This is a genomic window from Pectobacterium odoriferum (genome assembly GCF_009931295.1).
Taxonomy (GTDB): domain Bacteria; phylum Pseudomonadota; class Gammaproteobacteria; order Enterobacterales; family Enterobacteriaceae; genus Pectobacterium; species Pectobacterium odoriferum.
On the sequence record NZ_CP034938.1, the window covers coordinates 4,068,295 to 4,089,629 of the forward strand.

At 52.9% G+C, this 21,335-nt stretch carries 11 protein-coding genes and 1 pseudogene; 3 read left to right on the forward strand and 9 right to left on the reverse strand.

The genetic code is table 11. The features are described 5' to 3' along the window. The first annotated feature begins 416 nt into the window (after positions 1-416). Entirely contained in the window at positions 417-7,796 is a 7,380-nt protein-coding gene (locus EO763_RS18400; RefSeq protein ID WP_161529818.1) for an RHS repeat domain-containing protein, read from the forward strand. Positions 7,797-7,965: 169 nt separating this feature from the next. Continuing rightward, positions 7,966-8,961 carry a LacI family DNA-binding transcriptional regulator gene (locus EO763_RS18405; protein WP_039490814.1) on the forward strand — a complete coding sequence of 332 codons (996 nt, stop codon included), beginning with the start codon at positions 7,966-7,968 and terminating at the stop codon, positions 8,959-8,961. Between the two features lie 123 nt (positions 8,962-9,084). Here EO763_RS18405 and EO763_RS18410 read toward each other — a convergent pair whose 3' ends face one another. The 3 genes and pseudogenes from EO763_RS18410 to EO763_RS18420 all read right to left on the reverse strand — a co-directional run bounded on the left by EO763_RS18410 (position 9,085) and on the right by EO763_RS18420 (position 12,659). Beyond that, complete coding sequence (locus EO763_RS18410) at positions 9,085-10,518, reverse strand: glycoside hydrolase family 32 protein (protein ID WP_161529819.1); 1,434 nt, start codon at positions 10,516-10,518, stop codon at positions 9,085-9,087. 1 nt (position 10,519) lies between these two features. Then, positions 10,520-11,786, reverse strand: a pseudogene (locus EO763_RS18415) (oligosaccharide MFS transporter). Positions 11,787-12,047: 261 nt separating this feature from the next. Beyond that, positions 12,048-12,659, reverse strand: coding sequence for a hypothetical protein (locus EO763_RS18420; RefSeq protein ID WP_161529820.1), 612 nt, complete (start codon positions 12,657-12,659; stop codon positions 12,048-12,050). Between the two features lie 246 nt (positions 12,660-12,905). On the opposite strand from EO763_RS18420, the gene EO763_RS18425 reads away from it, so the two are divergent. Beyond that, the gene (locus EO763_RS18425) at positions 12,906-13,364 is read left to right on the forward strand and encodes a GNAT family N-acetyltransferase (RefSeq protein ID WP_161529821.1); all 459 of its coding nucleotides are present in this window, start codon (positions 12,906-12,908) and stop codon (positions 13,362-13,364) included. A gap of 66 nt (positions 13,365-13,430) precedes the next feature. Here the strand turns inward: EO763_RS18425 and EO763_RS18430 are convergent, their stop codons facing one another. From EO763_RS18430 to EO763_RS18455, 6 genes are read right to left on the reverse strand one after another with little or no spacing between them, the layout of a single operon-like run. Then, positions 13,431-14,468, reverse strand: coding sequence for a LacI family DNA-binding transcriptional regulator (locus EO763_RS18430; RefSeq protein ID WP_039541319.1), 1,038 nt, complete (start codon positions 14,466-14,468; stop codon positions 13,431-13,433). Then, entirely contained in the window at positions 14,468-15,520 is a 1,053-nt protein-coding gene (locus tag EO763_RS18435; protein ID WP_010295141.1) for a carbohydrate ABC transporter permease, read from the reverse strand. Before EO763_RS18435 ends, EO763_RS18430 begins: the two co-directional genes overlap by 1 nt. A gap of 8 nt (positions 15,521-15,528) precedes the next feature. After that, positions 15,529-16,527, reverse strand: a complete 999-nt coding sequence (locus EO763_RS18440; RefSeq protein ID WP_010295143.1) for a carbohydrate ABC transporter permease — start codon at positions 16,525-16,527, stop codon at positions 15,529-15,531. Positions 16,528-16,550: 23 nt separating this feature from the next. Next, on the reverse strand, positions 16,551-17,642 hold the full coding sequence (locus EO763_RS18445; RefSeq protein ID WP_044208251.1) for an ABC transporter ATP-binding protein: 1,092 nt from the start codon (positions 17,640-17,642) through the stop codon (positions 16,551-16,553). 2 nt (positions 17,643-17,644) lie between these two features. Beyond that, a complete protein-coding gene (gene bglB, locus EO763_RS18450) occupies positions 17,645-18,751 on the reverse strand; it encodes a beta-galactosidase BglB (protein ID WP_039507092.1) in 1,107 nt (368 codons plus the stop codon). Position 18,752: 1 nt separating this feature from the next. Next, the gene (locus EO763_RS18455) at positions 18,753-21,215 is read right to left on the reverse strand and encodes a hypothetical protein (protein ID WP_161529822.1); all 2,463 of its coding nucleotides are present in this window, start codon (positions 21,213-21,215) and stop codon (positions 18,753-18,755) included. Between the last annotated feature and the right edge of the window lie 120 nt (positions 21,216-21,335).

Genomic DNA, 21,335 nt, shown 5'->3' on the forward strand with positions numbered 1-21,335 from the left:
ACAAAGGGGAAATAGATTCCGCTATTCAGTCTCAGTTTATTGATTCTGGAATAACGATTGATAGTCATGCCCGTGTCAATACCATCGAACCGAATCAACAATGGGAAATTGTCGATAGCCAAAATCAACGTGTGTTTGTCGTTAAGAACCGAGGCTCACATCTGAGTGTCCTTTCTGGTGGTTTTGCCTTTGAATGTTTCCAATATGATTTCAGTAAAATTTTATATTACCCAGAGTTTGAACGCTGGGAAATTGTGAAAGACGATGGCACCAGTTATTTTTACGGTGGAATAACCCCGAATCAACATGCTATTCAATGGAAAGTAAGATGGGGTAACTGGTCAGGACAATCTGCGCTGACGCATGCCGGAGATAAAACATTATTACAATCAAGATTCGCGTCAACCTGGAATTTAGTGCAAATCGAAAGCCTTTGGGGAGATACCATCACGTTCAGCTATGATGTGGTGGAACAACAGGTTGGTGACAACGGGCTATCGTTTACTAAAGCCTGTTACCTTTTAACAATCACCGACATGTTTAACCGTACCATTAATTTCAACTACAAGGAAAAACTGTACGATATCCATTCCCCTGCTGGCCCGCGCGAATACTTGTCTCCACATTGGAATGCACCCTATACGCAGATCCCTGATAACCAGCCGAGCCCCTATCAGGATCGATACGAAACGCGTTATCTGGACAATATTGTCGTTAATAATCCTCAAGGCTCTCTGCTTTATACCGTGCAATTGGGTTATGACATCAGCAGCAATTTCAGCCACTACGCAAAGAATGACAACCTCTACGGCGACACTGTCAAACGCACGCTAACCAGTATACGCCGGACATACGCCACCCCGTGTTCCCTGCCAGACCTACAACTCAGCTACTGGCCAGCAGGCAGCGTTAACGCTGGGGCGCTAAGCCGTGCGATTACGCCCGATGGGGCCGATATCGCCTACCGATACAAACAGCAGGCGCTGCCCCTCTGTGACAGGCAGCAGCAGATTACCAACCCTTGGCCACGCACCGCGAAGCCTCGAGTCTGGTTTGGGGCGGACTATGTGGTCAGCCTATGGCTAAACGAATCGACCGACCAGATCCATATCACTTTCTATACTTGGCTGGGGCGCTGGCAACAGTGGACGCCCACGCAGCAGGTCATCAAGGCCGCGTTCGATATCAATAGTGTTAACGTGATTACCTCCACTGACTTTGCCTGTCTGACCTATTCCAGCCCACAGAATGGGAAATCGGGCGTACACGTTTACCATAAAGACAACCGAAAATGGGGGGAATGGCTCGAAACAGCACCGATAAATGCAAAAACCGCTCATTTACAAATCGCTGCGGGTGACAATTTCTTCGTCACTTGTGATAAAGATAACCGCAAGCTACTACGCTACACATGGAATAGCTTTGCCAAGTCATGGATTATTGAAGAGAGATCCTCCGATCTTGCGGCAAATAAGCCAAACAACAAGCCTTACATCACCGCTACAAACAAGTACTACGCCATTCTGGACTATGCGCCAGAAAGCGGCGGCACGCATCACAATACATTCACACTCTATTATCAGGACGGTGGCGAGCAATGGCATACCGGCGCGTCCACAACGCTGACCTTTACCATAGGCGGCACTAATCCAGCAAACAGCTTTGGGTTTGCCAGCAGCGCCTCGTTTATTGCGCTGACTTACATTACTCAGGAAGTTTCTCTTAGCGTTGACTACACCATTAAAGTTCTGGAATGGGACGCTGCTTTTAACACGATAAACAGTGTCGACTTCCCCTGTCGCCTACCGAAAAGTAATCCCTCCAGTGTGATTACCATTCCCTTTATCGCCAAATTCATCAACAACAGCATGATTGCTTCCGGCCCTCATTTGCTACGCTACAACGGCGCATCATGGTTGTTTAACAAAAGCCTGAATTTCCGCGATACCTGTAGCGATCAGGACATAAACTGGTATGCCTACGGCACCGATTACGCTATCGCGGTCAGTAATCGGGAATCTGCCGTGCAAGCCAAACTCATTGGCTACGATCCCACGACCCAGATTACCCGCTGGGATAACAGCGCCATAGATTTGTATAGCAAAGACGGCCCCACATCCGCGCGGAAAATACATTTCTTCCCAACGGCCGGTGCCGATATTGCCACCATGGGCAATCGTATCTACCAGCGTGGTTCTTGGTGTAACTGGCAGGATGCGGTCAGCCACTATCAGGAAGTGCCGTATGAGATAGATAGCACCACCATGATCAATCAGGGGCCGCGTTTTATTTCTTATTTGAATTTGGCAGGAACGGCAGTCAAAGATACGACCGTCTGGCCACTCCTCAACCAGAACCTTGCCAGTAAAGATGTTATCGTCCAACGCTACTTCACACAGATCGGTGCAGACGGGCAAATCAAAACTAACATTAATGGTCAATACCCTTCAGGCCTCTCCACTTTTGTCACCTATCTGCCGCTGGAAAAGAGCTTTGATAACGCAGAAACCCTAACGCTGAACCGCTATCTGGATAATACCCTGCAAGGTACGCTGGTGGATTATTGCGTCGATACGGTCAGTATCAATGACGGTTATACCACCAGCACGACGGCGTATGTTTTTGATATCGCAACGGCAACCTGCGATCCAACTGGTGCCGTATTTAAATATTACAAAAGCACCTCTTATCCGGGCACCACCACGCCAGCCACCCCGCTTTTTGGCTATACCGAAAATAATTATTTCAACGGACTAACCAGAAAAAATCAGAAGGTCAGGGCGTCAGACCAAGACGATTCAGGCCTTTTAGATGGGCAGCTTATTGAACAAAAAACCTTCGATAGCAGCCATAATCTGTTGGTACATGAACAGAAGCATGTGGAGGTGTTTACAACGCTCACCATCAAGGGAGTGCAACGTGACTTATTTGGCGGCTACATCCGCTGCGTCACCGACACAAGCACCAATGATGGCCTGCTGACGACCACGGGCTACACTTATGACAACCAGTTTGGCAAACTCGTACAGGAAACGTTTGATAATGTGACTCAAGACGGTACGGTAGAAACGATCACTAAAGACTATGGTTATGCATATCAGGCCTACCCGTGGTTCTTACTTAAGCACGTTATCGATGTTCCTTTCACCCATTTTGACTCGGTTACCAGCTCGGCTAATGGCGGCAAGAAAACGGTATTCTCCGGCAGCCTGCAACAATACACCCCTCAGTCACGTCAGTTTCCACTCTCTGGTCGCCCAGCACCAACAGTGTGGGCAGCAAGCCAGGCGTATATCTTGCAACAGGCTTCTGATGACACCACGCCAGAGGACCCACACCTCATCGCTGCCAACCCGGGTACATCATGGCTGAAGGTAAATAGCGTTCTGCGCAGGCGTTTTTATGGGGCAATCACCAGTGGGACTGACGCCACAAAACAGATAGAAAGTACGCTATGGGATCAAAACGAAATTCTGCCAATTGCGACCTTCACCAGCGAAGACGAGAACACCTGTGATTTTGTCGGTTTTGAACCCTATGAAGCCTATTCGTCGAACTGGCAATTATCATCAAGCAAGGGGACGATGGCAGACAATCTCACCTCTGGTGATGCGTGCACAGGCACCCAGAGTTTTAAACTTGCCGCTAACAGCGCACTGTCGCGAATAGCGCCGCTACAACACTCGCAGACGGTAATCATTGCTGGCTGGATAAAAGCGGAAAAAGGGTTTCTGACCAACGCGGGCAACGTTTATCTGGAAACGCGCTCAGGCGGCGGTGAACGTAAAAAAATGGCGATTATCCCTACCGATGAAGCGAAATGGGTGTACTGGCAGGCGGTCATCGACTATCAGGGAGAAGGGGTTCCTCTCCCGCTAACCGTGGCATTCACGAACGAAAAATCGTCCGCTTACCTTCTGATCAACAATATCAGCATTACCCCGTTGACCAGCAACATGGAAGCGAAATTTTACGATCCTATCTACTGGGATGAAACCGCCACGCTCGGCAATAATGCCGATATCATGCGTTATGGCTACGATGCACTACGCCAGAAATTCACCGAAGTTGGCCCACAGGAGAACAGCAAAAAAGGGTCGGTAAGCTACGCGACGCGAAGCTGGAATGTCGCACAGCCCTTTGCCTATCCTCAAAACGATCCCTCCAGTAGCTGTGACATCATGGCGGCAGAAGGCGGCCTCTACGAAACCTTTATGAACGGCGAGCAAGTCTGGGAGCACTGGCAGCGGGATGTCGCCAGTGCGTGGCGGCTCAATAACGGCCAGCTTTGCCACACGGGTCAGGCAATTAACACCATTTCATGGCGGCCAACCCAGCAGCATGACTGCTATGCTATCGGCGTTACCCTCTCTTCCTACACGCCTCAGAATGCCGCTTTTGGCATCACTATCGGTAATTGCTTAAACGCCAAATGGCAGTCATCAACGGGCTGGACGCTGGAACTGGATGGCACGACGCACAAAAATAGCAAAGTTAATGGCCAGGTTCCCGCAACGGTTTTACTGATTCCTGTCAACGGAGCCGTGCTCTTATTCGCCGATGGTCGACAAGTTTTTGCCATAAAAAGCCCAACGCCACTGCGTGGCGAATGCGTGTTTTCAGCACAGGGCGAATTGCAATTCGCTAATCCTGTTACGTATCGCTCACCTCAAATTTCAATGGTGTATAAAAATGCGAATCGGCAGGGTATGCAGTATCAGGTGTTGAATGGTATCCAGTGTTTGGTTAAAGAAAAATGCTATGACGCACTAGGGAACTGCATCGCTGAAACCAAGATAGCAACATTTGACAACACACTTTTCGGCTACCGCTCAGGGTTTGTCAGCGGGCTGGATAGTGCAACGGGCATGATGAGTGGCGAAATCAGCACGCTTTATCCACAAGATGAAGGATACCCGTACAGCGGCACTCGCTATGAAGCGTCATCACTCGGGCGGCCACTGAAAAAGGGATTACCCGGCAAACTGTTTGCCATCACTGGCAGCAACAGCCACACCACACAGATTCGGTATGGCGTTACCGATCAAAAAAGCATCGCGGGCATTTTGTATCGCCCAGGCGAATTATTGGTTACCGCGCTGACCGATGCGAATGGCTCTCAGGTTCTGGAAATTAAAGATCGCAGAGGACAAACGTTAGGCAAACAGACCAGTGCAGATAACACCGTTGTTGATGCCGTTCAGCAAGTTTTTGATGCCGCGGGGAATATCTGCCAAATCCTGCATCCGAACGCTTTTTTACCAGGCAACGACGCTGGGGCATTTACGACCCACAACCGCTATAACTTCCTGCAGCAACTCATATCCCGAACGACGCCAGATACGGGAGAAACGCGCTATATCTACGATTCCGCAGGTCGTCTACGCTTTAGTTCAACGCCGTTAACGGTTGAGAAAGGCACCGTTCTCTATAAGAAATATGACATTCTGGGTCGTATCATTGAGGAAGGAGAAATTACGCGTTCTTGGGGAGATGGCAGCCAATTACAGAGCATAGCGAACAGCGATCCGCGCTATCCACAGAATAACCTCTGGGAAACCCAAAATAGCTATGACGGAACAGGGGAAGACGTCACATTACGCGGGCGTTTATGGAAAATACAGAAACGAAATGCCAGCGATACGATCGTCGAAAACAGTTACGGCTACGATCGCTACGGCAACACAACACGCACCACATTGAGCGTGCCAGAGCAAGCTGCACAAACCACGACATATACTTACAACAATCTGGGTAATACCACGCGTATTGATTACCCTACCGGCGCACCCGTTCCCAGTGTCATTTACACCTATAATAACATGGGGCAAAACACGGCCATCGGTACGGAGAGCGACCCTGGAAAGTTTGCACAATATCGTTATCATGCTGATGGCAGCCTCGCCGGAGAACAGCTCAATACCACAGGGAGTCGCCCGCTTGTACGTCGTCTAGCTTACAACTCACCGGGATGGGTAACCGAAATAGACAACCAGTACGCTGACGGTAGCCTGTTGCTCAAACACACCTTTAGCTATACATCCGGTGGCTATAACGGCTCAGGTTACTACAACGGTAATATTGCCAGCGCCACCAGCGAAAACAGCATCAATCCAGAAAACACATTTACCTACCGCTATCAGTACGATAAACGCGGCCAGTTAATCGTCGCACAGCACAGCACTCACGATGACTACAGCCTTGGCATCGGCCACCCGCTTACCTTCGATCCCAATGGTAATATCTTGTCTCTTCAGCAGGGAACGGCACTGAGGACATATGATTACCTAAAGAACAGCAATAAAGTTGCTGCCGTTCATCACGATAACGCGCAAACACAGCATTACCGTTATGACACCTTCGGCAATGTCACCGCCTCATCGCATCGCCATATTGCACGCATCGACTACAATGCGCTGAATAATTTACCGCAGTTCGTTTCACTGGAAGAGGGCAACTCGCTGGAGTTTACCTATAACGGCATTAATCAGCGTGTCATAAAAAGGCATAGCAACGGCACACAAACGCTGTATGTGCATGGGCTGAGTGATTTTCCACTGATGGAGTCAGGGGAACAAGACACCCAGTATATCTATGGCATTGGCGGCCTATTGGCGATGGTAAAAAACCATGCAACATACTATGTACTGAAGGACTTGCAGGGGTCGGTGCGTGCCGTCATTGCTGACGACGGCACCGTTGCTACCATGCTGGACTACATGCCGTTTGGTCAGCGATTTGCCAATAGCGTCGGTACGCCAGAGATCGCGCACTATCGCTATACCGGCCAAGAATTTGATGCTGAACTGGCAATCTACAACTATCGCGCACGTTTCTACGATCCTCAGCTTGGGCGTTTTTATTCATGTGATCCCAGATTCCAATATGGTGGGCCCTTTGTTTATTGCTACAACAACCCTGTCAACCAAACCGATCCTTCGGGTGAAATAGCGCCAATTCTGGTCATTTTGCTCATGGGGGCACTGGCTGGTGCGGTAATTGGCGGCGGCGTGGCGGCTTACACGGGTATTCAATCTGGGCTAAAAGGTGGCGCATTGGCGGGTTACATTTTTGCCGGAGCAGGGATCGGTGCCGTTGCGGGCGCACTATCCGCCGCAGGTGGGGTCGGTGCTTTTGCCGCAGGGTCAGCGGCGGCGGCGGCAACATCAACAACGGCAGGCGGCATCATCGCTGGATCGTTTGTTGGAGCGGTCTCTGGAGGTGTCATTGGCGCTGCACAAGGCGTCAGCCAGCATTTTGTCAATGACGCCTTCGGCGTCGCCAACTCGGGAACCTGGCAACAATCGATGCTCAGCGGCGCGATTACGGGGGCGATTGGTGGTGCGATTACTGGCGCAGTCTCCGGTGCTGGCGGTGCGTTTGCCCACCAACAATCGAAGATTTACGACAACATCCTTGGTGCGGGTAATCGGCTCTCATTCAGCCCATCATCACTTACGGATGTCAGCAACGCTTACAGCTCGTTTGGCAGCCTCGGTATCGTACCGCAGTTCACTTGCCTCAGCCGTATTCCCGTAATAAAAACGCTGCAAAGCCTCTCATTAGGCAAATTAACGATACCCGCGTTTGGCAGCCTGACCGGAGCGATAGCCAAACAGGGAGTGAAACCCTTTATTCCCACATCTGGCGGAGCAAGCAGCTCGTCATCGACAGCAAAAAGTCAGCTCCCGTCATTCTACGGGAAACAGGCCTATAACCCGTCGATGAGCGGCAGCGTAGGGATGCAGTCGGCGCTAATAATGAATCCATCAAACTGGAGTAACAACAAGGCGTAACCGTGTCGCAGGTGAGGAAAGTGGCGCGTCCTCATCTGCCTGCCCAATGAAAAGGGGGATGAAAAAACCAAATACCTCTTTCAGTTTCCGTGGCATTTGACTCTGTCATCGCTGATTAACCTCCCTTTTATGATAAAATGGTCATTATCTTCATCATAATGGAAAGAGCATGGTTTCCCTGAAGGATGTTGCGCAGTTAGCGGGGGTATCAATGATGACGGTTTCACGCGTCATCAACCATCCCGATACCGTTCGCCCCGAAACCAGAAAACGCGTTATGCAGGCGGTACAAGCGCTTAACTATATTCCCGACCATTCCGCACGAAAAATACGCACCCAGCGCAACAATGCATCGACGATTGCGATTCTGGCGCGAGATACCGCGACGACGCCTTTCTCCGTCGAAATTTTATTGGCAATAGAACAAACCGCTCGGGAAAAAGGCTGGAATAGCTTTCTTATTAATATTTTTTCAGAGCAAGACAGCGAGCGGGCGGTACGGCAGCTTTTAGCACAGCGACCAGACGGAATTATCTATACCACCATGGGACTTCGCCATGTCACGTTGCCAGATGTGCTAAAAGGGGAAAATGTTATTTTAGCAAACTGTCAGTCAAACGATCGCTCACTCCCCGCCTACATCCCGAATAATTTTGACGCGCAGTATCAGGCAACACGCTATCTCATTGACCGTGGCTACCAAAAACCGCTCTGCTTTTGGCTCCCTGACGCAGAAGCGGCAAGCCGCGATCGGCGTGAAGGATTTGAACATGCCTGGCAAACCGCGGGGCGCTCATTATCAGACGCCTCGCAGTACCATATGATGTTGGGGGACGAGCACTACACCGATTTGGCCGATTTATTGGCCACCAAATTACCCGATAATCGTCCTGATTTTGACGTCCTTATCTGCGGTAATGATCGGATCGCTTTTATTGCTTATCAGGTATTGCTCGCACGCGGGATCGCTATCCCTGAACAGGTCGCGGTATTGGGGTTTGATAATCAGGTGGGCATGGGAAATTTGTTCCTCCCACCTCTTTCGACCATACAATTACCTCACGATGAGATTGGTCGTCAGGCAACGCTTCACATTATTGAAAATCGTGAAAACAGCGGTTGTCAGCAGCTCACTTGTCCCCTCTTGATCCGTTCATCCACATAATACGGCTATCGTAAGATTCGCTTGGACGTTTGGCGAAGACTCCGGCGCGGCCACATCACCGGGTCTTCGCACATAACAGCACTGCCCTCTTACTACACGAGCAGTAGCAATAGAAGTAGAACGCTATTCCAGATGCCAAAGTGAGCCGCCAAGCATGACCGCTTCCCCCTGACTGGAATAAAGCGTCAATGCACGCTGCTCCGGCTGGGGATAAATTCGGCTCGTCATACATTTTTCCCCATCGTTCACAAAAACTTCTATCGAAGAACGATCGATAAACATCCGAATTTTCACGTGCTCACACTGCGGTAGCGCGATGCTACGATAACCGTCTATTCCTTCATGCAGATAGCGACGCCATAACACTAACCGCTGAGTCTGATTATCCACATAAAGTTGCAGCCCATCCCCCAACCTGACGCCATAGTGCTCTGACTGACTGCGTGCAATATCCCAACTGATTTCCAGCTCAACCGCATCTGCACAGGGCGTAATGAGATAGGCATCCTTCACAATCAATGGTTCAACATGTTGTTGATGTTGGCGCAGGCTTTCCAGTTCACGAACAGGCCGCTGATATAGCTTTCCATGACATTCAACGAGTTCACGCGGCAGGGTAAACGACCCGGCCCACCCTTCCTGCTTGGACGGCATCGGCGACTCCCACATGTCCATCCACCCTAAAATAACGCGTCTGCCGTCCGCCGCTAAAAACGACTGTGGAGCATAAAAATCGTGCCCATGATCCAACTCCTCAAAGGCGCTTGTCCGCTTAAATACGGTTGTCGGCTGCCAGTGTCCCCGCAAGACGCCACTTTGAAAGCGATTACGATAGGCATATCCTTCCGCTTTCATTCCCTGAGGGGAGAACATGAGGTAGTGATGTTCACCCAGTGGAAAAAAGTCCGGGCACTCCCACATATACCCTTCCTGCACGTCGGCATGGGCCAGTACCCGTTCAAAACTCCATTCCGACAACGACAAGCCGCGATACAGTAACACCTGCCCCGTATCATTCTTGTCACGTGCGCCCACAACCATCCACCAGCTACCGTCTTCATGCCAGACTTTTGGATCACGAAAATGCATAATGCCGTCTGGCGGCAGCAGAATAACGCCCCGTTTTTCAAAATGGATGCCATCATGACTGATCGCCAGACATTGCACTTCGCGGATCGCACTGTCGTCCCCTTCTCCAGATAACCAGACATGGCCGGTGTAAACCAGCGATAGCACGCCCCCATCATCTACCGCACAGCCAGAGAAGCAGCCATCCAGATCATATTCATCCCCAGGTGCCAATGCGATAGGTTCGTGCTGCCAGTGCACCATATCCGGGCTTGTCGCGTGTCCCCAATGCATCGGCCCCCAATGTTCGCTCATGGGATGATGTTGATAGAAAGCGTGGTAGAGACCATTAAAATAGATCAATCCATTGGGGTCGTTCATCCACCCCGCTGGCGGCGCTAAATGGTAATGTGGGTAAAACGAATTACCACGCTGCACCAACAACGCGTCCCGTGTAGATTCTGCCTTTATCAAACGTGATTTCATCATTTCACCGTGGTGCTGTATTCATATTTTGAGAAGCGGATTCATCATTCTCCGCGCGAAGCAATACGCCAGACACCAGCGTCAGAATAAAGACGGCAACCGCCAATATCATATAGGTGTCAGCAAAACCCAATGCGTCATAGCCATATCCCACAATCGGGGAGAGGATCGCGGCGCAAAATGAAGTAACAAACTGGAATCCAACTAGGTAGAGCGTGGCCGAAAGGCGTTTATCGAACTGTGAGGTAATGTATTTGAACATGGCGATGAGCAGGATCGGCAGCTCAACGGCATGGAGTAATTTTAACAGCGAGATCGTGAGCGTATCTTCCGCCAGCCCCGAACCAAATATCCTCAACGTCATGATAAGGCCGCTTAACAACAGGCCACGTTTGGCACCGATGCGGTTAACCAGAAAAGGCGCTAAAAACATGCCCCCGGCTTCCAAAAACACCTGAAACGAATTGAGGAATCCGAACATTTCGTTGCCGCGAGCGGGGTCGCTAAACAACGAAGCAAAATAGACGGGAAACTGTTGATCGTAAACGTTATAGACGCTCACACCGCAGACAAACACCACCAGGGACCAGAAACGTGGCAATCGCAGCAGCCCGATGGCATCCGCTAGCGTCAACGCATTGCTCTTACCATATTCCAGTTCTCCCATCACATGCGGCTTAATATCATTCAGGCTCCATAGCAGCAGTAAGAACACGCTCGCCGATACACAGGCCATCCAAAAATTCAGGTTAGGATCGATGTTAAATAGCATACCAGCGAAGAAACGTCGCCCCCGCCCAGCCCAGCGACCCCCACATACGGGCTTTTCCGTACTCAAACCCTATAATGCGGCTGACACGTTCGGTATAAGATTCCAGTACCCCGATCCCAGCGAAAAATGTGGCGCCGACATAGACGCCGACGCTGAACGCCCCCAGAAACATATTCCAACGTAAAAGCGGTGTTCCAACGAAAATAAACCAAGGACCACTCAGTAACAGCAGTGCACCAATGACCCACAACAGGTTTTTGCGCAGTCCCAACTTATCCTGAATAAAGCCATAAATAGGCTGAGCGAAAAATGCGGTAAGGCTGATGATTGAGAAAATGATCCCCGTATCGGCTCCCCGAAGGCCAACCTTCTGGTTAAGCCAAAGCGAGATAAGCGAAAAGGCTGAAGACCATGTCCAAAAGAAGGCAAATAACAACCCACTTAATTTTAAGTAATTTTGTCTGGCAGAGTGTGCCGGTGTCTGCGCGTGTTTATTCATGTTGGTCTATTCCGCAAGAAGTCCTGCGCCATTGTTAACGTTAACAATTCATCATTTAAATAATTCTTGTCGTGATTTGGGATGATAATCACAAATGTTAACGTTAACTTAATAATTTTGTGACCGTAATAGCAGTTTGTTCGCCGACCACTCCAACGCGCAGGAAATTAACCTGAATTTACCAACATGCTGGTATCAACCTCGCCTTTTACAAAGAGGCATGCGCACTCTCAGCAGCACAAAACTCGGCTTCTTACAGCGCTATTTATTCGGCTTGGGTATCGGTCGCCAATCCACCTTTATCGGGTACGCTTTGAAGTTGTAGTCGATGCCATAAGAGTGCTGTCCGCCAGCAAGGCTGCATTTACCGAAAAAAGAGTATTCTCCGTTGTATCGCTCTGGAGCCGTCGCAATCACAATTTTTCCGCAGCAGTCTGGATATATGCAACCCGTCGTGTGGGTGAATACCACATAGCCATCTTCGGTTCTGCTAAATAACCTGTCGGCATAAAGCTGCTTGCATTCATTTTCATTCGGCGCACCGGATACCAAAATTCGGAGGTTGTCATAATATCCCGCTAATACCACGGCAAATATTACACCGAACACAGCGACATAAACCCAAAACGGTAGGTTGAGCGCAGGATGAATCTGCATCAAGTCCGCAATCAGGCTCAATCCCGGCAATAAGCAAACGCTCACAAAGCTAACGATGAACTTACCCTGTTCTGAACGCGATATTTCCTTATAGATATGTACCGTATTTTCACCCGCCAGATTCGTGTATTGCCCGTGGTTATTGACGTTAATAACGCCGGATTCATTGTTTATAACCGTTTGGTTCTTTCCAATGTTTCTTTGTTCAATATCCATCACTCCCTCCTTAGATACAAAAACCAGCCTGATAAGAGATTTGAGCACAACATGAATGAACCTGCCACGTTAACGTTAGCCGACCTTACCTACAGCCTGTACGGTCTCAGAATGTGGGAATTCAAGCAAATTGGTCTGCTCTATTCTCAATAAGTGGAGGGGCACATCCGTCTATTTGATTGCTATTTTATTACGGTAAATATCAGACTGATTGCCAACATCGATCCACGACAATATGAGAGTAAAATGATGAATATAGACCAAGAAATTATTGTTAATTCCGTTGAGCCAGAAGATTACGAACAATGGCTACCCTATTGGAAAAGCTATCAAGCGTTCTATAAAGTCGAGCTTACCGATGACGTCACTGAAACCACCTGGAATCGCTTTTTTAACGCCGAGATCCCTGTGTATTGCGCGGTAGCAAGGGAAGGATTACATATTGTGGGCTTCGTGCACTTTGTGTTTCACGATTCCACGTGGGGAGTAAATCCTTATTGTTACTTAGAGGATCTGTTTGTTGCTCCGACCACTCGCGGTAAACACGTTGGGAAAAAGCTAATTGAATACGTGAGAAAACAGGCACAGGAAAAAAGCTGCGATCGGCTGTATTGGCATACGCAGGAAACCAATAAAACAGCCCAGCGGCTTTATGATTGGGTGGCGGAAAAACCCGGCGTTATCGAATATAGAATGCCGCTTTAACTGTAGTACTTATGCAGAAACTATAGTGCTTATGCGGGGTGAAACTTCCCTGTAAATAACGCCCCTCTACCCCACCCGCCGCACCGATTCCCTGACCACCACCTGCCCAGCCAGTTCAGTACGCTGGGCAATACCGAGCGCCTGTGCGGGCGTCATTTGCTGCGCCAGTAGCTGTAGCGCCGCGCGGGCAATCGTCTCAAACGGCAGATGCACCGTGGTGAGTGAAACTGGCAGCATGTCGAACGGCAGAATGTCGTCCATGCCCATGACGGAAATGTCCTCCGGCACGCGTAACCCGTGCTGATACAGCGCGTCGATCACGCCGATAGCCTGATTGTCCGCCGCACAGAAAATCGCAGTGACGCCCAATCTGTCCGGGTTAGCCGTCAGCCAGCGCAGCAGCGCATCGCGTGCCGTGCGCGGGTGGAAATCCGGCAGCGACAGAATTAGATCCTCATCCACCGCAATGCCCGCCTGCGCGAGTGCATCACGATAGCCACGCTCGCGCTGTTTGATCGTCATACGCGACGTCCAGGTCAGGTGCAAAATCCGCGTATGCCCTTGTTCGATCAGGTAGCGCACTCCCGCCGCCGCCGCATAGTGGTTAGCGGGCGTGACGCTGCTCAGGCGCATGGAGGGATCTTCCCCATTGATCAGCACCGCTGGAATGCCGCTTTCCGCCACGGCGTTCAGCAGCGTTGGGTGATCGTCATTCACGATCAGAATGCCGCTCTCTTTTCCGCCCTGAAGTTCACGCAGTAGCTGCTGTTCGTTAATGGTGTCGTGCTCCCCGAGAAACGGGCGAAGCTGGATGTTACGTTGCAAACACAGCGTTTTCAGGGCGTTAATCAGCGTCAGCGACACCAGATTGTACTCACTTTCCAGCATCAGGTTGCGCGGCGTCGCCAGCAGGATGTGTCGCAGCGGTTCCTTCTGCGCGACGGTCGCTTTGCCCACTTTATGCAGCGGATAGCCTTGCTCGGTGGCAATCGCCATGATGTGCTGCCTGACCTTGGCGCTGATCGGTGCCGTCCCGTTCAGCGCGCGGGAAACCGTGCTGATGGAAACCCCCGCGCGGTCGGCAATATCCTTAAGTGTCGCCATTATTTCATCCCCGTGTTGGCAATCCCCGTCGTGATGTATTTTTGCAGGAAGACGAACACCGCCGTCACCGGCAGAAGCGAGAGCATCGTCATCGCCAGTATATAGTGCCATTGCACCGAGAACTGCCCCTGAAACGCATTCAGGCCGATTTGCAGCGTAAAATTGTCCTGACTGGAGAGCACGATCAGCGGCCAGAGGAAGTCGTTCCAGCGCCAGATCACCGAGAAGATCGCCAGCACCGCCAGCGCGGGCGCGGTTAATGGCAGGATGATCTTCCAGTAAATACGGAACTCGCTGGCGGCATCGATACGCGCCGCCTCGATCAGTTCATCGGGGATCGTCAGCATGTATTGCCGCAGCAGAAATACGCCGGTCGGCGTTGCCACCGTGGGAATAATCACGCCCCACAGGTTATCGCCCATGTTCAGGCCAATCACCACCAGGAACGTCGGCACCATCACCACCGACAGCGGAATCATCATCGTAGAGAGAAACAGCGTCAGCACCGTACCGCGCCCGCGAAACTCGTATTTCGATAGCGCAAAGGCCGCCATCGAACTGAGCAACAGGGTCAGCAACGTCGCCATCACCGTCACGAACACGGTGTTCTTCAGGTAAGTAGCAAAGTGGAACTTCGTTATCGGCGTCGTGTAGTTCTCCGTCTCCAGATGCAAGGCCTTCATCGGCACCAGATCTTTGGTCGACACACGCACCACTTCACTCGGGGCATCCGGGTTCACCAGCTGTGCAATCAGGCCGATGCGTCTAACCAACGCCATCGTTTTCGCTTCGCCGTCTTCCTGCTTAACCTGCCACAGCTCGAGCGGCTTCGGGTACTCCGGCAGCGTGACAGTATCCGCCGCCTGCGGTAGAAAGCTGGGCGGAAAGCGGTTGATCTCCGCAGGCGTTTTGAACGACGACATCGCCGCCCACATCACCGGAATCATCACCAGCAGCGTACCCACCACTAGCCAGACCCAGCTCATAATATCCGTAATATGGATGCGCCCCGGATGACGGGTACGGGTGAGAAATGCGATTATTTTCATCATGGCTCCCGTTATTTTTTCCCTTCCAGCCGACGCGTCAGCAGGAACTGTAACGCCGTCAAAATCATCAGCACTACGCCCATCAGCACCGACGCCGCCGAGGCCAGCCCGTAAAGCGAGGCATTCGACGAGAAGGCGGTCTGGTAGATGTACTGCACGATAAAGCTGTTGGCTGTGCCGGGGCCGCCGCCGTTGGTCAGTACCCAGGCTTCATCGAAGATCTGCACGCTATTGATGGTCAGCAGAATCACCACCACCAGAATATTCGGTGCTAACAGCGGCAACGTCAGGCGATAAAAACCCCTCCAGCGCGAGGTGCCGTCCACCGCCGCTGCCTCGTAAATATCACGCGGGATCGCCTGCAATCCGGCCAGCAGGATCAGGGTATAAAATCCGACGTGAAACCAGACAGAGACAAACACCACCCAGAAGCGCGAAAACGTCGGATCGAGCAGGAAGGTAATCGGCTGCCCGCCCAGCGACGACAGCACCAGATTCAGCAGGCCGTTGCGGTTCAGGAACCACTGCCAGATCAGGCCAACGACCACCGGCGACAGCAGCACCGGATAGAAGAACATGGCGCGGAAAAAGCCACGGGCGATAATCTTGCGGTTGAGGATCAGTGCCGTCACCAGCGCCACCAGCAGCGTGCAGAGCACGTTGAAAAAGGTGAACGACACGGTGTTGTAGACGCCGGTCCAGAACAGATCTTGTTCACAGGTGGATGGCTCGGCGTAGTTGCCGCAGCTCAGCAGCGTGGAAAAGTTCTCCACGCCGACGTAGGGGCGTTCCCACAGCAGGATATTGGTGCCGCCGGTAAAGGCGTAGCACACCGCCAGCAGAATCGGAATAAAGACAAAAACGGCGAACAGCAGCATATTGGGCGCGATAAAAAACCACGGCATCACTTTGCGGCCACCAAGTTTTTGTAGCAGATTCACCGCTTTTTCCACTGGCGTCACCAGCTTATCGATCAGCGATCCTGCGGGCAGTAAGGCAATCTTTTTCATGTCGTCCTCTCCCGTCGCGATAATTAATGCTCGGTACAGCGCGGCAATGTGTCATCCGTTTTGCCATCGAACAGATGGCAGTACGTTGGCGGGAAGCGGACGAATACCGATTCACCCGTGGCGAACTCGCGGTGCTGCGCCAGATGGACAATCATCTCATCGTCAATGCCGCCCATCCGCCCGTAGATAAAGGTTTCATGCCCCATCATCTCGCAGCGATCGACACACAGTGCCATTCCCTCGCCTTCCTCCACCAGCTCACAGTGTGAAGGGCGAATGCCGAGCGTGACGCTCTGCCCGACAGTGCCGATAAACGGCAGCACCAGACGATTGCCCGACGGACACTGCACGTCGACGCCGTCCGCACAGGTGGCGACGATTTGCGCCGGAAACATATTCATGCGCGGTGAACCAATGAAGCCCGCGACAAATTTATTTTTCGGCCGATTGAACAACTCCAGCGGCGTGCCAACCTGCTCGATGCGCCCCGCGTTCAGCACCACAATGCGCTGCGCCATCGTCATCGCTTCTACCTGATCGTGAGTCACATAAATCATGGTAGTGCGCAGCTTCTGGTGCAGGCGAGACAGCTCGCCGCGCGTCTGCACGCGTAGCTTGGCATCCAGATTGGAGAGCGGTTCATCAAACAGGAACAGGTCGGGTTCACGCACGATGGCACGACCAATCGCCACACGCTGCTGCTGTCCACCCGACAGCGCACGCGGCCGACGATCCAGATAAGGTTCCAGCCCCAGCATACGGGCAGCTTCATCAATACGACGGATGATTTCGTCTTTAGGAAAGTGCAGGTTCTCCAGCCCGAACGCGAGGTTCTTGCGTACCGAGAGGTGCGGATAGAGCGCGTAAGACTGGAACACCATCGCTATCTTACGTTCCGCCGGCGTGAGATCGTTCACCTTGCGGTTGTCGATCCACAGCTCACCGTTACTGATCTCTTCCAGCCCAGCAATCATGCGCAGCAGCGTGGATTTTCCACAACCCGACGGGCCGACAAAGACCATGAACTCGCCGTCATGAATCGTTAAGTCCACGCCTTTGATGATGCTCACCGCGCCATAATTTTTGTGGACGTTTTTTAGTTCCAGACTCGCCATTGTCAGCCCTCGCAAACAGAATCTAACTGTGCCAATAACATCAGCATGACCAGCGCCTGCCCGTAAGGCACAGCGACATTGGGAATATCGCGATAGAACTGTAAGTCGTGTCCCATCGCCGTGCCGTCCGAGACACCTTGCACCACGCCCTGCGCGTCAATCTGCGCCACCACGGCGGCATAGCCTTTTTCCAATACGTCCTGCGGGAAGTCGCGCAGCATGCCCAGCCGCCGTGCCGTCAGAATCCCGGCAATGAATCCCGCGCTGGCAGACGTCTCCAGCGGCGAATCCGGGTCATCCAGCAGCGTGTGCCACAGGCCAGAATCGTGCTGGCAGCGAGCCAGCGTTGTCGTTTGCTGTTCCAGAATCGCTTCTAGCGTGCGCAGTACCGGCGCAGACAGCTGATCCTCCGCTAGCACCCGCATTTCCGGCAGCACCAGCGTGATCCAGGCGTTGCCGCGTCCCCAGAACGCATTGGCATAGTGATGGCGACCAACAAACGTCCAGCCGTGATACCACAGCCCGCTGCGCACATCGGCCAGATAGCGTGCGTGCGTGACAAGCTGGTATTCCGCCTCTTCGATCAGATCGCGGCGGGAAAGTAGTTTCCCCGCGACCACCAGAAACAGACCCGCCATAAACAGCGTGTCGTCCCACAGCTGTCCGGTATTCGGCCGCTCTTTTACTGTGTGCTGGAAGCCGCCATCCTCGGTTTTTGGCAGCGAGTGCAGCAGCCAGTCCGCCCAGTCGCTCACGGTTTCGCGCCACTGCGCGGGCGCATCCGGCTTGTCCTGACACAGCAAGGCCAGCACCAGCATCGGGGCTGTCGAGTTAATCTGGCGCGGTGGCAGCCCGGCATCCAGCTTTTGCTGATACCAGTTCGCCAGCGTCGTCAGCATGGTGTCGTCCTGCGTCAGATGTGCCAGCTTCCAAAAGCCGTACAGCCCGACGCCAACCTCCCAATCCCACTCTTCAAATTGAATTGTCAGCCCGGCATCCGGCGCATCGTCCTGCGTCACGCTGTCAATAGCCTTCAGGCGGCAAAACGCCCGCGCCACCTGCGCCAGCAGCACTTCGGTTTGTTGTCGGTTAAGTGAACCTGTCTGCATGTCATGGGTTTCCTGTGTTGAACTGCGGGACGACCGGGACATCGTCGGGAAAAAGGAAAGGCTGCTGCGCCACGCTGAATCCTGCCGCGTGGCTAAAGGCCAGTTCGCCGTAATCGGGATCGTCGATACGTACGCCGTCGCTGTCCTGTATCAGCGAACGCCCTCGGAAGCGGTCAGCAAACGCGGCGAATCCTTCTGCACCATCGCCGCTGTCCACGGCAACGAACCAGACGTTCTGCTCGCCATACGCCCGCAGTTCGCCTTCCGCCTGCTGGCCTGCGGTCGCAAACGGCTGCAATCCGGCGGGATTATGAAACGCAGCATAGCCGTTGCCGCCGCGCACAAAGCACCAAACGTCTTCAACGATGACGTCATCCAACGCAGTTTGCGGCAGATAAAGGTGCGTCCACGGGCGGATATCCTGTTGCAGATCGAACACCATCAGCGCGCGATTACGATGTTGCATCAGGTGCGGCAAACGCCCGTTTCCCGCCCAGTAAGACGGACGGTGTACGCCGTCGGGGCGATCTTCACCCGGGTGGTTCACCCACAGGCGAGCGGCATAGTGTGTGCCCAGCCGCACATCCAGCAGATGCTGCTGGTGCCCTGGGGTGCCGGGGTGATGATCAAAAACGGAAGAAAAGGCAACGTCGCGCTGCTTCCAGGCGATGATACGGGCGCTGCGGTTCAGCCCCTGCACCCAGCGCGCTTCTGCACCGTGCGGCAGTGGCCAGTGTGCGATCCGATCCGTCGTTTCCGGCGGCTGATAGTCGCTCAGGCACAGCAGCGGCAGCGCGGCGCAGTGCGGAATCAGCCAGCCCTCGCCCCACATCAGGGCACACAGGCCGGACAGCTCGGTCAACATGCCGGAACGCAACTCTTTATCGTAGGCGCGCCCCATCGTGCCAACCGCGACGCCGTTCTGATGTACCCACGCTGTCATCAGCATGATGCGGTCAATTACCACGCGGGATTTCTCGCGCAGATCGGCGTCCTGCGCCAGTTCGTACAGCGCGACTAGCCCAATCAGATCGATGGGGTAATAGGCCGCCGAATTCCACTCCACCAGCCCGTGCTCCAGAATGGAATCAAACCAACGCGTCAGGCGTTGGTGTGCGATCGTCTTCTGCTCCAGCCCGCGACGACCGCTGCACGGAAAGGTGTCATCCGGGAAGTTTTGTCCGGCCAGATACTGCGCAACATGGAAGCACAGGCAGTGGTTTTCGCTCCAGAACCACATGGTGTCGTTGCCCGGCTCATCAATCCAGTAGCGGAAACCGAGAATCGCGCTGCGCACGCGCCGCCAGTCCTGCGGCGGCAACTGCTGTCCCTGATAGCGCTGCCACAGCCAAATCAGCGGCACCAGTTGGAAATCGGCACAGTCTTCGCGACGGCTGATTTTCTGCAATGCGCTATTGAGGATCGGCGCAGCGGCATCGCTACCCTCGCCCGTCGCGACAATCGCCAGCAGCCGGCCGAGGCGTTCAAAACCGTGCTGCGCGGTATGGCGCAGTACCGCTTCACGACGTGCCGGTAATGTTGGCAGCGCAGGCATCGTTTGCGATGGCAAGCGCCCAAAGCTTAGGGTGCGCGTCAGCGTAACGCCGTTGCAGGTTGCGGCGCAGACCAGATCGTAATAGCCAACCAAGATTTTGGGTAAATCCACCTGCCAGCCCAGATTGCCAGCAGGCAGCGTGTGTTGCTGCTGCCACGCAGGGACGGACTCGTTGACGTTACCAATCAATCGGTGCGCCATCGTCACCGTTTCCGACAGCGGTTGTGAGCTATTCAGCACCAGTACGGGCGGGTGGATCAGGTTATTCTCCAGCGTCAGCCCGTTCACCCAGCTATCCAGCGCGGTCAGCGGTTCGCTGAGCGCCGCGTCTTCATCAAGCTGCCAGAAGAGCGTGTCTTCCCCCTGATAGCACAGGCTAAACAGGTAGTCGGTATCGCGCTCGCACAGCTCTTCGCTATGAACCACCAGCGTGTTCAGCCCCGCTCTCAACGGCAGCGAGATCGCACAGGTTTGCTCGGTGTTGCGGGTAAACGGCGTAAAGCGGGTAATCGGCTCACCGTTCAGCCACAGCGTAACACCGCCGCAGGTGCTGAGCGTAAACGGTGCCATCTGCGCGCGGTCACTGTGGATCGCGCAGCGAGCAAAGCGCTGAACGTGAACCGGACACGGCCAGAAATCGCTGAAATTCACGCTGCGGCTTTCATCGCCGCCGCTCCACATCAGCGGGAAATGAAGATCTTCGGGTAACGCCACTTCGCGCTTTGCCTCTTCCTGCAAAAAACGCACGCGACAGGGCAGCACACCAACATCGACAAAACCGTTAATAAAGCGGTAATTCACCTTATCCGGCAGCGTATCCGGCTCGGCGAAATAACGCTTTTCCGTCAACTCGGTGATGAGAAACCGATTAATGACGCCGTTCTTCTTTAATTTCCAACCGATATTCATACGGAATCCTGTTTACGGCGTTGAAAAATAAAATAACGAAAATGTATGGCGGCACTTATTTGCACTTTCGCTGTGCACACCCTGCCAATATTTAGGGCAGCGGGTCATTCCCTGCACTGT

Bases quoted from the DNA above. Each gene is read 5' to 3' on its own strand.
- EO763_RS18405 (WP_039490814.1), top strand. From the start codon at position 7,966: ATGGTTTCCCTGAAGGATGTTGCGCAGTTAGCGGGGGTATCAATGATG.
- EO763_RS18410 (WP_161529819.1), bottom strand. From the start codon at position 10,518: ATGATGAAATCACGTTTGATAAAGGCAGAATCTACACGGGACGCGTTG.
- EO763_RS18420 (WP_161529820.1), bottom strand. From the start codon at position 12,659: ATGGATATTGAACAAAGAAACATTGGAAAGAACCAAACGGTTATAAAC.
- EO763_RS18425 (WP_161529821.1), top strand. From the start codon at position 12,906: ATGATGAATATAGACCAAGAAATTATTGTTAATTCCGTTGAGCCAGAA.
- EO763_RS18430 (WP_039541319.1), bottom strand. From the start codon at position 14,468: ATGGCGACACTTAAGGATATTGCCGACCGCGCGGGGGTTTCCATCAGC.
- EO763_RS18435 (WP_010295141.1), bottom strand. From the start codon at position 15,520: ATGATGAAAATAATCGCATTTCTCACCCGTACCCGTCATCCGGGGCGC.
- EO763_RS18440 (WP_010295143.1), bottom strand. From the start codon at position 16,527: ATGAAAAAGATTGCCTTACTGCCCGCAGGATCGCTGATCGATAAGCTG.
- EO763_RS18445 (WP_044208251.1), bottom strand. From the start codon at position 17,642: ATGGCGAGTCTGGAACTAAAAAACGTCCACAAAAATTATGGCGCGGTG.
- bglB (WP_039507092.1), bottom strand. From the start codon at position 18,751: ATGCAGACAGGTTCACTTAACCGACAACAAACCGAAGTGCTGCTGGCG.
- EO763_RS18455 (WP_161529822.1), bottom strand. From the start codon at position 21,215: ATGAATATCGGTTGGAAATTAAAGAAGAACGGCGTCATTAATCGGTTT.